Origin of the sequence: Aliivibrio logei (assembly GCF_001691055.1) — a bacterium.
GTDB lineage: Bacteria > Pseudomonadota > Gammaproteobacteria > Enterobacterales > Vibrionaceae > Aliivibrio > Aliivibrio salmonicida.
Map to the genome: position 1 here is coordinate 91,840 of NZ_MAJU01000004.1, position 12,458 is coordinate 104,297.

Here is a 12,458-nt window from a genome sequence, read left to right on the forward strand (position 1 = left end):
TTTATTAACTCGTTAAGCTAGACACTAATTTATTCGATGCATTTTCATTTCGATTTGCTTTGGCAATAAAGAACAAACCTATGATTGGAACAACAACAGCGGCATAAGGGATCATGCTCGCCCCTACATGGCTATCAAGCACCAAACCACCAAGTAACCCACCAAAAGCATTCGCTAAATTAAACGCTGAAATATTTGCGGTAGCAGCAAGTTCTTGACCTTCACCACCATGTTTCATCACTCGAAGTTGCATCGCTGGTACATTTGCAAATGAAGCAATACCGAACACAAAAGCCGTAACCACAAACAATATTTTGTTATCAACAGATAAACCAACAAGAATCAGTGAAATAAGCATCGCTACCGCCCAAAACATGGATGCTTTCGCGAGATTTTTATCCGAAGATCGGCCCCCAAGTATGTTACCAATAATCAGACCTGCCCCCACAATCACTAAGATCCAAGTAACCGCAGCCTCCCCGTAACCAGTGATATGCATAGCAATCGGCGCAAGATAACCATATAGCGTCATAAATCCAGACCATGACAACGCAGTGATCGCTAAACTAATAAGTAACATTGGATTTTTAAATGCCATAAGCTGAGTTTTAATATCTTTAGCTTCACTATGACCTGTTGATTTAATAGACGTTAAAATAAATACCATCGCAATCGCACCGAAAGCGGCGACAGTAAAAAATGTGATGTGCCATCCGAACTGTAAACTTATCCAAGTCCCCGCAGGTACTCCCAACACATTCGCCAACGTTAATCCTGCAAACATTTGTCCCACAGCACGCCCTGCCATTTTTTCTGAGACTAGATTCGTTGCGACTACTGCACCAATACCATAGAACGGGCCTTGCACAAGACCAGCGACAACACGACTCACTAAAAGTAAATTATAATTAGGCGCTAATGCAGATAGGATATTGCCGATAATAAACAGAACCATTAACCCGATGAGTACAATCTTTTTATTAAAACGTGCGAGATAAATCGTTAAGATTGGCCCGCCAATCACAATCGCAAGCGCATAAGCACTAATTAAATAGCCAGCTTGACCTTCCGTAATCGAAAGTGATACCGCTATTTGAGGAAGAATACCGGCAATAACAAACTCAGCAGTTCCAATAGCGAAGGCCGCTAGGGTTAATATCCACACCTGAAATGGCATTTTTTCTTTATTCATGATGATTTACCTCTATTTATGTCAATCTTTAATGGCCTAACATTAAGTACCTATAAAGATCGTATTCATTATTAGTTAAAGGCCTTTAAGTGTTATCCATCATCACTTCGACTCTTTATTTCGCCCTCTCCTCTGGCCTATGGTTGCTATTATATTCATTCATGATACTTTGATAATTAGGTAAAATATGAACTAATTATTCAGCTGAGATGAACAATGAAATAGCAGGAGGATAAATGGATAAGTTTTCTGATATGACGATGTTTGTGAGTATAGTGAAACATCAAGGATTAGCCGCTGCAGGGCGTGAACTTGGTTTTTCTCCGGCCACAATGACAGCAAGGCTTCAAGCTCTTGAAGAAAGGTATGGTGTAAAGCTACTTAATAGAAGCACGAGGCATTTATCACTCACTGATTCAGGAGAGCTTTACCATAAAGCCTGTATCGAGATATTGGATAACGTTAATGAAACAGAAAATCTAATCCGAAACGGGGTTAAAGAAGTCAAGGGCTCATTAAGAATATCAGCGCCAAAAGACATCGGTAGACAATATATTCTTCCTATATTATCTGAGTTCTGTAAACAACACCCCAACGTTGTTCCCTATTTATATTTGAACGATCGTATCTCTAATATTGCTGAATCAGGTATCGATATCGTGATCCGATATGGAGAGTTGGCCGATAGCAGTTTAATATCACGACGTTTATCACCAAGTAAAAGAGTATTGTGTGCTTCACCAGAATATTTAGCACAACATGGAACGCCATTAACACCTCAAGATTTAGTGAATCATAACTGCCTAGCAATGATTCGCAGCAATGAAGAATTGAAAACATGGCACTTTCAAGATGAAGAGCAAAAAAGTGTCATCGCTATTATTCCAAAGCGATTCTCAGATGATGGCGAAGTCATTAGGCATTGGGCTTTGGAAGGAGTTGGCGTTGCTTTAAAATCAGCTTTAGACGTGCAAGCAGACATTGAGAATAAACGATTAGTCACCTTACTCAATGGGCACATGAAAAACTTTAATTCATCAACATCAAGCGCAGATTTACATGTGCTATACATCAGTAAAAAATATCAACCAAAGCGCATCCGACTGTTTCTGGATTTTCTTCATGAACGATTCAATGAATTAATAGAACAACCAGAAAGAAGTAAGAAGTAAGTATTCTCAAATTTCACAGACTACATTAACAAAAAAGGCTCAAACCTAAGTCTGAGCCTTTTAATATAAATAGGTAATTACTGAATTATTACAGTAATTCAACCGACTGCTGAGCAATAAAGAATTCTTCGTTGGTTGGGGTTGGTAAAGTATCGCACCTTAAATATTCCTAATTTTATGATGCTATAAATTTCAGCATTCAGACATCTAGGTTCACTCAATCACTCTGCAACTTCATCTTGCTGATAAATTGGATGTTTATATTTATCATTTAGTCTTTTAATTTTGACAACTTCCATTTCTGGGAAAAGTGAAATCAAATGAGTTAGCAATTCAGCTTTTTTTTCGAGAGTCGGCGTATATATATCACCCACATATTCAAAGCCTCCCTTCCCAGGGACTGAGAGTGAAAGTACACTATCATTCATCACATTAAAAACAACACTACGCTCATCAATGAATATATAGCTCTTATCTACGGTTGACTGGAAATTTGTCATCCCAAATGACATGAGCGCAAAGGCCCCTGCTCCAACAAAAGCCAGAGGACCAAAAATAAAGGCAACGATAATACAGACCACAATACCAACCCAAGCAAAGCCTCGTGCGATTTTATAAGCCATCTCTGGGATCATGTCTTGTTCAGTGTAATGAATCCCCATTGGAGTTAAGTAGTAGCAATAGTCTTTATCGGGTGCAAATAAGTATCTCCCTATAAACACCAACGTCGTTGATAAAATAAAGAGCCCCAAAAAAACAGGTGAGTCTACTGTCAGGTCAGTAACCAACCAAAGAAACAATAGTGGTATCCCTCCCGAAAATATTGACAAAATCCAATAGGCTAAATTAGTGTATTTTTGACCCGCGCCCTGATACTCCCAATAATAAATTATATTAGCGTTGTAAAGTTGATCTTTTAGCCGTTTTTTTTGTTCATCTGCATTCATTTAGTTCACATCCACATTAATTGTTCTAATAGAAGGTTCTTTGAATGCAGGTGATATAACAAGCTCACCTTGGCTATTACCTGAAGCAATATATCCCAACATATCATGCTCTGATGCTTGCCAATTAAAAGGCAGGTTAATGAAGACCGTAATGGTATCTCGGGTTGTGCCGCCTAAATCTAATAGGTAGATCAATTTCGATTGCTTCATTCTAATCTTGAATGAAAATAGGATGCTTAAACATATCATTTAACTTAGCTAACTCTACGTACTCTATATTTTTTTTGCTATTTTGAATCGCTGTTATAATTTGTTTCTTTTGCTCTAAAGAAGGCACGTAAAAGTCTCGGCGACAACAATAACCAGGAGCTATATAACTGTCTACTCTGAACATAGTATCGTTAACTAGATTAAATAAAATTGGCCTATCAGAAAAAAAAACTTCATGCTCTTGTATAGTTGACTGGAAATTTGTCATCCCAAATGACATGAGCGCAAAGGCCCCTGCTCCAACAAAAGCTAAAGGGCCAAACATAAAGGCAACGATAATACAGACCACAATACCAACCCAAGCAAAGCCTCGCGCGATTTTATAAGCCACTTCTGGGATCATGTCTTGTTCAGTATAATGAATCCCTATTGGAGTTAAGTGATAACAACGATGTTTATCTGGTGTAAAAAGATATCTTGAAATCAATACCATCATAGTTAGAAAAGTAAATATCGCCCAAAAAGAATATGAATTTAAGGTTATATCTTCAGAAACAGACCAAAGAAATAACAAGATAAGTAAACCAATAAATACCGAATACCCCCAGTTAAATAGATTATTATATCTTAATCCAGCCCCTTCATAATCCCATGCATAAATAACATCTGCACTATATAACTCTTCTTTTAATTTAATTATTTGGTCTTTAGAACTCATCATTCACCTCAACTTTAATAGTGCGAATAACGTTATCTTTCCTTGCTGGCAATATAACAAGCTCACCTTGACTATTACCTGAAGCGATATAGCCTAACTGATCATGCTCTGATGATTGCCAGTTAAAAGGTAAGCTAATGAAGGCCGTAATACTATCTTTGGTTGTACCACCTAAATCTAAACGATAGACAGGGTTTCCCGTTCCATCTTTACTCCAAATACCATTTTGTTCGTTTACAAACACCGCAGGTTTTGGTGAAGAAGCCACATAACTGTAATTATTTTGCACTGGCGTGCGCGTAACTTGTAAACCAATGGACTTACCTTTTGTGTGCATGGGCAAAGATATCTCTAATTGCCATTGTTGCCCCGCAACGGAACCGTATATTGCTTTAGAAGGAGAACCAGAAAATACTTTGTTGAGCCTTACTTGAGGCTTATGAATAATCTGCTCCAATCGGGTCAACTCATCAACGACTTCCCAATCTTTTGCATCTTTCCCCCATGTGGAATGCAATAACCACTTTTCTAGTTCGGTACGCTTAAAAGCATTGATAATTATAATTGAGATAAATAAGAGAATTGAACTAACCATAAATGTGGTCAGCATCCAAGGAGCAATAATAGAACTAATACTAGTTCGACCTATTAAACTATAAATGTTTGACCTAAATTGCATAGAAAATACAAACAGTTGGGCTGCAGTAGATGCCCCTTTCAGCCCATACCCAAACCGCTCCATTGGTGAATGACTCGTATCTTTAAATTTATCATGGCTCTCCCACGTCTCTAATCCTGTCGCCATTAAGCCAAATAAAGATACCGCAGCGGTTGTTTTGGCAAAGGTTGCTAAACTTTGTCTAAGTTCGTATGAATGAGTACTACTTCGCAATGCTATTTTCAGTGACTCTGAAAGTAAAGATTGGTTAGTCGCCATCTTGCCCCAGGCTACATCTCTCCACATTGCTGTGACAGCTGATACCGCATAACTCGTCGCATAGGTTGCTTCTCTAACAGCAGGGTCGGTCCATAAATCACTCTCTGGATGTTGCGCTGCTTTATGATGGATATTTTTAAGCACTGCTGCCGTGTTCCAAAGGTTAAGGATGGCGACAACCCCTCCCATCTTCCCCATTTTATTCCACGATGCTTGAGTAATATCTTTACCTTGCTGCCAACTGCGCTCAATTGCTTCATTGAGCATTTGCTTGGCGGCATTATTGACGGCTTCATACTTGAGCATCACCATCACTGGAAGCTCACTACTCAATAGCTTTTGCATTCTTTGTTGAGCGCTGCGCATGGTTTGTATTTGATGGTTTTTCGGTGTCAGTTGCCCTGATGGTGGCTGACTAATTTGACGAATGATCATCACTTCTGCATTCATCTTTCGCTGCCACGCGGCAAAGTGTGCAGGATAATCTGGGTTATGTATCACAATTGCCTCGGGGTTAACCAAAGCTTCTAATATGACCAACCTTAAATTACTGATCATCCCCTGAGGCGTTGTTGCTGTGTTCATTTGATGTGGAAACAGTAAATTCGCTATCCCTCGCCAACTCTCTTTAGCTTGGCCTGTCACTGCATTTTTCAGAGCAATAAAACTTAACTGTACAGGCTCAGCTAGCGCTTTAAACCATTTATTATCTTGAATTCGAATATCATCAGTAAAACCTCCCCAACTCGCTATCGCTCCCGATAATGCCCCCATATCACCTGAACTATTGGTAGAAAGAAGGTGATTACTCAGATCTTCCACATGATCATTAAGCGCTTGTAAATTGTCGTTTGAAAAACCCAATGACGCTAATGAAAACAGTGTTTTTGGAGAATCGAGGGAAAGTGCGCTTTCTAGAGTGGCGTACTCCTTCTCGGTATTCACCGTTTGTTTTATTACCTGTACATATTGGCTAATTAAACTTAGTAAATAAGTGAGGTGTGCTTCATCTTGATTATCAATACCAATGACGAATGGATCCGTTCCTAGCTGCTCAAACGCCTCCATAAAATCTTGATAGAGCATGGCAATGCGCTTATCTTGATCTTTAAGTTGGGTGTAGTGTTGAGTAAGAAACTCATCTAATTCATTCCAATTAACCTCATCACTGAAGAGTGTATTCTTTTCCCAAGCGGTTTTCTGCTCATCACTGGGCGTAAAATGGTATTTCTCTTTTAGTTCAGAGTGTTTCTCTAACGCTTCTTCTTGAAGTGGGGTAAATGGGGCATTGCCAATGCTTGGGTTTGAATCAAAAGCGGCAGACTCTTTATCTGCCAGAGATTGAATGGCAAGGTATTCGGTTAACTGACGCTCAAATTCCAATATCTTCATTGGATCATCGTTAATTTGCTCAGGTAACTCCTCAGGCTTTAACCTTACTCGACCAAGATTACGGGTAATTTCAGCCATTTGCAGTTTATGGATATTATCTTCATCTTTGTGTATTGCACTGCGTAGTGTGATTTCTTCTGCAAGTGGTAAGAATAAATCGGATACATCCGCTAAAGGATCATCAAGCGCAATAAACATCCCACAATCTTGGGCTGGTAAATCGACTCGATAATCTACATCCCAACACCCTGGCTTATCTGCTACATGTTTAAAACTGTCAGTTTGAGCTTCAGTTGAAGCTAATGGTGTGCAAGTCGAATCAAAAATCCCAGCTGGAGCACCATTGACTCCTATATCTGCTGCATAGTGGCCAAGCTTAGAAGAAAGCCCCGCATGAGGGTGAGCTAAGGTCGATTTAAATTGTTTTAAATTAACCTTACGCATCCATACTGAGCAATTAGATTCATGAGAACGCATATACTCACACATTCGCCATGTCCAACGTTGATGGGCAAATGCCATATAGATCGTATTTTTTGCAGGGTACACTAAGCAACTCTTCGTTTCACCTTTGCTACCTCGTTTATTAGCGGGCTTATCGGCTTCATCGCTTGACCAATCAATGTTGGTAAACTCATACCCTTCAATTTGATATTCATGAAACGTTGTATCTGTTTCATCATACACATACAACCAACCATCACGGAGTTGCCTTAACGTATACTGACGCTGCTTAGGCGTAAATCGACCTTTCCATTGCGGGTCAGAGGCTGGGAATGGGTGCATCTGTAGCCCTTGCTCATTCATCTCGTCCAAGGCATAACGAACGGGAATAATACCGATATCACTACGCTGAAAGGGGCACAAGCCAGCAGGACTTTTTGCGTCACGGGTTGATGCGCACATAGCAGCTTTGTTGGCAGTACTCATTTAATACTCTTCCTTATTAATGTATTTAGCATTTACTCTGACTGGTGGTTGCTTACAAAAAACCAACAAGTAAGATTTCTTGTAAAATCGAGATGTGAAAACTCTATATAGGTGAGAAATAAGACACAATAAAAACCCCTTTCTTAGGGTTTAAAAATCAAATCGACCCGAGACGGTTCACATTTTAAATGAAAGAGATTGTAGGAAGATAAGTGATTTTTATTTATAAGGTTGGAGATAACTTATCAACAATAAAATCAATAGGATATGAAATTTAATATTGATTATCTGCAAGTGTTTCCTTTGTATGTATATGCAATCACAAATCCCAGAAACAAAAAAAGCGAGCCATCATAGCTCGCTTTTCAATATTCTATATTTTAGAAGAAATTACAGAAGCTCAACCGACTGCTGAGCAATAACGAATTCTTCGTTGGTTGGAATCACCATCGCTACTGCGTTTAGCATTTCTGATTTAGCAATGATTCCTGCACTGCCAAAGCGAGCAGCTTCATTGCCTTTTTGATCTTCCACAAACCCTAGAATTTTAAGGTTGTTTAAAATTTCACGACGAATTGGTAACGCATTTTCACCAATACCCCCCGTAAAGATAATGCCGTCAAGTGAATCTAAAGCCGCTAGGTATGACGCCACGTATTTTGCTACTCGGTAAGTAAATACTTGGAAAGCAAGAGTTGCGCCTTCGTGGCCTTCTTCCATTGCCTCAAGAATACCACGAGCATCACTTGTTAGGCCAGATACACCTAAGAAACCTGAATTCTTATTTAGAGAATTAAATACTTGATCTTGTGACCAACCTTTCTTCAATAAATATTCAATAATACCTGGGTCTAAATCACCACAACGCGTCCCCATCATTAAACCAGAAAGCGGGGTAAAGCCCATGCTTGTATCTACACTGTTACCATCTTTAATTGCACATACTGATGCGCCATTACCTAGGTGTACAGAAATAACACTTAATTCTTCTACTGGTTTATTCAGCATTTTTGCTGCTTCACGGCTAACGTAGTAATGACTTGTGCCGTGGAAACCGTAACGACGTACACCAAAATCAGTGTAAAGCTCTTTAGCAATAGCACCTGTGTATGCGCGCTTTGGCATTGTTTGATGGAAAGCCGTATCAAAGACTGCGAATTGAGGAAGACTTGGGAAAGCTTCAATCGCCGCACGAATACCAATCGCACCTGCTGGGTTATGAAGAGGTGCTAAATCAGATAAACTTTCAATTTCTTTTGTTACTTCTTCATTAATGCGTACTGTTTCTGTGAATTTCTCACCACCATGAACAATACGATGACCGATAGCAACGATACCATCGGTAAAACCAAATTTTTCTGTTAAACCTACCAATTTGCCAATCGCAATCTTATGATGGTTTTCTTCGCCTTCAATGGCTATTTCTGTTTTCTCTCCCTGATACTTCCAGCTCATACGAGCATCTTCAAGACCGAAGCATTCACCAAGGCCACTTAATACTGCATCGCCAGAAACGGAGTCAATAATAGCAAACTTAAGTGAAGAGCTGCCTGAATTGATAACTAATACGTATTCGTTGTTCATCATTATTCTCTTTTTATAAATCGTAGGTTGCACGTATATTCGTGCCCTTTTGTAACTAGTACCATTATTCAACTATTTTTTAATGATTCAACTTTTGTTTTGCGCCTAATGTGAATTTTTATGAATAACATGTCTTAGATCAATTTTTTAAAACGTATTTTTTATCTATGGAAACCTTATTCTCGATAATAATTTACAAAGTTAATGTTAAGCAGATCGTAGTTAAATGAGCAAAAGCAGGATAAAAGTTGATTTGCTGCCCATATAAATTAGGATGGTGTACTGCCTGTGATTAATCAAATATTATAATAATGAAAATTCTGATTTGCGATGACTCAACCATTGCCCGTAAAGCGCTTGCTAGCAACATTGATCCTTCTCCTAATATAGAGATTTTCTATGCTGAAAATGGAAAGGAAGGATTACAAATATTAAGTCAACATTCTATTGATGTACTTTTTCTTGACCTTACAATGCCAGTAATGGACGGTTTTGAAGTTCTGAGTGCCCTCCCTGTTAATTCTCACTACACAAACATCATTATTGTCTCTGGCGATATCCAAGAAAAAGCTAAGCAACGGTGTTTTAATCTTGGCGCTAAAGGCTTTATTGAAAAGCCGTTTAAAAAAGAGGAAATTTCGAGTTTATTTTATGAATACCGTATTCCTTTTTTAGTAAAATCCCCCTATTTATCATCGGTGACACCTGCTATCGATGTGATCGCTAGTATTCAAGAAATCAGTAATATTGCTTTAGGAGTCAGTGCTTCTCTTATTTCTGAACAATTTGATCGTTTTATTGATATGCCTTTACCTAATGTCGCCTCTTTACATCATTCAGAATTAAGAATGGCACTGCAAGATGTTGTTAATAACTCTGAATATCGCGCTATTTCACAACGTTTTGTAGGTAATGGTATTAATGGAGAAGCATTAGTTTGTCTGCATGGTAATGATTTAACTGAATTAATTACAACAACAAATGAAACAGAAGTGACGACAACCAATGAAGCCATTCTTGATATCTCAAATGTATTAGTTTCTTCTTTCCTTCTGTCTTTCAGTAAACAACTAGACATCAGTATTTCTCTAAGACAACCAATCGTGCTAGATACTGAGCATTTAAAAGTCGCCTTAAAAGATAAGCATTCTTTTTTAGAAGATTATGATAAGGATATTTTCACTATCGAATTTGTGTATTCCGCCGAAAGTTTAGATTTAAAGTGTGATGTGATTTTTCTTATGGATAATGACTCTTTAGAGGCCATTAAAACAGTCTTGGAGCATCTAGTATGAATACGAAAAATACAGCGATGAATGACTTTCATTGGGCAATGCAAGTCATTGGAGATTTAGACGCTGGCTTAATCGTATTAGATAAAGAATATCGAGTATGCGCTTGGAATTCTTTTATGCAATCTTACAGTGGCGTCACTGCTGATTCGATTCTTGGTCACGTTATTTTTGACATCATTCCTGATTTACCAGCCTCTTGGCTTAGAAAAAAAGTAGATGCTTCTTTTAGTCTAAAAACTCGAGGCTTTTCATCTTGGGAAGACCGTCCCTATTTATTCAAATTTAAAAACTTTACCCCTATCTCTAGCGGCTTGACTGAAATGCGTCAAAACATTACTTTCTCACCACTGACTTCGTTAAATGGACTCGCTTCACACGTCAGTTTGGTTATTAATGATGTTACAGACATAGCCAAAAACAAGCTTCACTTACAAGAGTCAAATCAACAACTCTCTAACCTAAGTAAAACAGATGGATTAACAAACCTATTTAATAGGGCTTATTGGGAGTCTTGTTTGAAGAAAGAATTTGAGACGGCACAAGTGTCTGGCGCCGTATCATCAATCGTCATTTTTGACATCGATCACTTCAAGCAAGTAAATGACACTTATGGACACACTGTGGGTGATGACGTCATCCGAAACGCATCAGATCTACTTCGCAAAACATCACGTAACACCGACATTTGTGGTCGTTATGGAGGGGAGGAATTTACCGTTATTCTTCCAGGTACCAATGCAGAACAAGCATTGTATTTCACAGAAAGGCTCCGCAAGCGAATAGAAAAAGCGATTGTAGTTTGTGAAAAGGCAAACGTTAGTTACCAAGTTAGCCTGGGTGTATGTGAATTAGCACCTGAACATACTGATTATTTATCTTGGTTAGAAATGGCCGATAAAGCACTTTATCACTCAAAAGAAAATGGACGAAATAGGTCAACGGTTTATCATCCTGATCTAGCCTAACCCTCAGATTTACCTACCTTACAGACAGAAAAAAGCCTGAGAAATAAACTCAGGCTCTCATTACAAAAAGTAAAGTTGCATCCTGCAACACTTACCCAGCTATGCGTAATGCCAATACTGCGTTGAACACTTTACCAATCGGCGACCAAACCATCATAAAGCTCTTTACGCAAAGGACCCTGCCCATAAAAATGTACGGGTCCGTATTATTATCGTTATCCTTTTACACCACCGGCTGTCAAACCACCTACGAGAAACTTCTGCGCGAGTAAGAAAACCAATGTAATAGGTAATGCTGATAATACTGCAGCGGCCGCAAAATCACCCCATAAGTAGTTCTGAGGGTACAAATATTGTTGCATGCCAACTGCTAATGTGTACGAGTTTACATCAGAAAGTAGTAAAGATGCTACAGGAACCTCCGTTATTACCCCAATAAATGACAAAATAAATACAACCGCTAAGATTGGAACCGACAGTGGCAATAGCACCAAACGGAATGCCTGCCATGGTGTTGCACCATCTAATGCTGCTGCTTCTTCAAGTGAATTATCAATCGTTTCAAAGTATCCCTTAATGGTCCAAACATGAAGCGCGATACCACCAAGATAAGCAAAAATAAGCCCTCCATGAGTATTCAACCCTAAAAACGGTATGTACTGCCCTAACTTATCAAACAATGCATACAACGCGACAAGGGCTAATACCGCGGGGAACATTTGAAAAATCATCATTCCTTTAAGTATAGTTTCTTTTCCTTTAAAACGTAGTCTTGCGAACGCATAAGCACTGGTTGTCGACAATGCAACGATTAATATAGAACTTATACCTGCGATTTTTATTGAATTCCACAACCACGTTAATACAGGAAACGGCGGTTGAGTAGATGATCCATCAGCGTGCTCAACGGCAATGCCTAGTGCCAATTTCCAGTGCTCTAGAGAAGGATTTTCTGGAATAATACTTCCCGTTGCAAAGTTACCTTCACGAAATGAAATAGTAATAACCATAAGTAATGGAAAAATAATCATCGCCAAGAAAATCCACATAGCGACATGCGTTGCCCATACACGATATTTTAAGTTTTTACCTTGGACCATTGGCATAACAATGACT

10 protein-coding genes are annotated in these 12,458 nt (G+C 38.8%); 3 read left to right on the forward strand and 7 right to left on the reverse strand.

Going from position 1 to position 12,458, the window contains the following annotated elements; translation table 11 throughout:
• Positions 1–4: 4 nt before the first annotated feature.
• Positions 5–1,192, reverse strand: coding sequence for an MFS transporter (locus A6E04_RS00885; protein ID WP_065609411.1), 1,188 nt, complete (start codon positions 1,190–1,192; stop codon positions 5–7).
• Positions 1,193–1,428: 236 nt separating this feature from the next.
• Here A6E04_RS00885 and A6E04_RS00890 point away from each other — a divergent pair, with 236 nt between their 5' ends.
• Positions 1,429–2,364 carry a LysR family transcriptional regulator gene (locus A6E04_RS00890; protein ID WP_065609413.1) on the forward strand — a complete coding sequence of 312 codons (936 nt, stop codon included), beginning with the start codon at positions 1,429–1,431 and terminating at the stop codon, positions 2,362–2,364.
• Positions 2,365–2,585: 221 nt separating this feature from the next.
• On the opposite strand, the gene A6E04_RS00895 is transcribed toward A6E04_RS00890, so the two are convergent.
• The 5 genes from A6E04_RS00895 to A6E04_RS00915 all read right to left on the reverse strand — a co-directional run bounded on the left by A6E04_RS00895 (position 2,586) and on the right by A6E04_RS00915 (position 9,082).
• The gene (locus A6E04_RS00895; protein WP_065609415.1) at positions 2,586–3,311 is read right to left on the reverse strand and encodes a hypothetical protein; all 726 of its coding nucleotides are present in this window, start codon (positions 3,309–3,311) and stop codon (positions 2,586–2,588) included.
• Positions 3,312–3,521 (reverse strand): hypothetical protein, encoded by a 210-nt coding sequence (locus A6E04_RS00900; RefSeq protein WP_017022881.1) that lies wholly within the window; start codon positions 3,519–3,521, stop codon positions 3,312–3,314. It lies immediately after the preceding gene.
• A gap of 1 nt (position 3,522) precedes the next feature.
• On the reverse strand, positions 3,523–4,242 hold the full coding sequence (locus A6E04_RS00905) for a hypothetical protein (protein ID WP_065609417.1): 720 nt from the start codon (positions 4,240–4,242) through the stop codon (positions 3,523–3,525).
• Positions 4,229–7,498, reverse strand: a complete 3,270-nt coding sequence (locus tag A6E04_RS00910) for a T6SS effector BTH_I2691 family protein (RefSeq protein ID WP_065609419.1) — start codon at positions 7,496–7,498, stop codon at positions 4,229–4,231. The genes A6E04_RS00905 and A6E04_RS00910 overlap by 14 nt, the downstream gene beginning before the upstream one ends.
• A gap of 390 nt (positions 7,499–7,888) precedes the next feature.
• The gene (locus tag A6E04_RS00915) at positions 7,889–9,082 is read right to left on the reverse strand and encodes an acetate/propionate family kinase (RefSeq protein WP_023604528.1); all 1,194 of its coding nucleotides are present in this window, start codon (positions 9,080–9,082) and stop codon (positions 7,889–7,891) included.
• A gap of 311 nt (positions 9,083–9,393) precedes the next feature.
• Between A6E04_RS00915 and A6E04_RS00920 the strand changes: the two genes are divergently transcribed.
• The gene (locus A6E04_RS00920; protein ID WP_065609421.1) at positions 9,394–10,377 is read left to right on the forward strand and encodes a response regulator; all 984 of its coding nucleotides are present in this window, start codon (positions 9,394–9,396) and stop codon (positions 10,375–10,377) included.
• Positions 10,374–11,342, forward strand: a complete 969-nt coding sequence (locus A6E04_RS00925; protein WP_017021382.1) for a sensor domain-containing diguanylate cyclase — start codon at positions 10,374–10,376, stop codon at positions 11,340–11,342. Before A6E04_RS00920 ends, A6E04_RS00925 begins: the two co-directional genes overlap by 4 nt.
• Before the next feature lie 215 nt (positions 11,343–11,557).
• On the opposite strand, the gene malG is transcribed toward A6E04_RS00925, so the two are convergent.
• Positions 11,558–12,448, reverse strand: coding sequence for a maltose ABC transporter permease MalG (gene malG, locus A6E04_RS00930; RefSeq protein ID WP_012552182.1), 891 nt, complete (start codon positions 12,446–12,448; stop codon positions 11,558–11,560).
• Between the last annotated feature and the right edge of the window lie 10 nt (positions 12,449–12,458).

Bases quoted from the DNA above. Each gene is read 5' to 3' on its own strand.
- A6E04_RS00885 (WP_065609411.1), bottom strand. From the start codon at position 1,192: ATGAATAAAGAAAAAATGCCATTTCAGGTGTGGATATTAACCCTAGCG.
- A6E04_RS00890 (WP_065609413.1), top strand. From the start codon at position 1,429: ATGGATAAGTTTTCTGATATGACGATGTTTGTGAGTATAGTGAAACAT.
- A6E04_RS00895 (WP_065609415.1), bottom strand. From the start codon at position 3,311: ATGAATGCAGATGAACAAAAAAAACGGCTAAAAGATCAACTTTACAAC.
- A6E04_RS00900 (WP_017022881.1), bottom strand. From the start codon at position 3,521: ATGAAGCAATCGAAATTGATCTACCTATTAGATTTAGGCGGCACAACC.
- A6E04_RS00905 (WP_065609417.1), bottom strand. From the start codon at position 4,242: ATGATGAGTTCTAAAGACCAAATAATTAAATTAAAAGAAGAGTTATAT.
- A6E04_RS00910 (WP_065609419.1), bottom strand. From the start codon at position 7,498: ATGAGTACTGCCAACAAAGCTGCTATGTGCGCATCAACCCGTGACGCA.
- A6E04_RS00915 (WP_023604528.1), bottom strand. From the start codon at position 9,082: ATGAACAACGAATACGTATTAGTTATCAATTCAGGCAGCTCTTCACTT.
- A6E04_RS00920 (WP_065609421.1), top strand. From the start codon at position 9,394: ATGAAAATTCTGATTTGCGATGACTCAACCATTGCCCGTAAAGCGCTT.
- A6E04_RS00925 (WP_017021382.1), top strand. From the start codon at position 10,374: ATGAATACGAAAAATACAGCGATGAATGACTTTCATTGGGCAATGCAA.
- malG (WP_012552182.1), bottom strand. From the start codon at position 12,448: ATGCCAATGGTCCAAGGTAAAAACTTAAAATATCGTGTATGGGCAACG.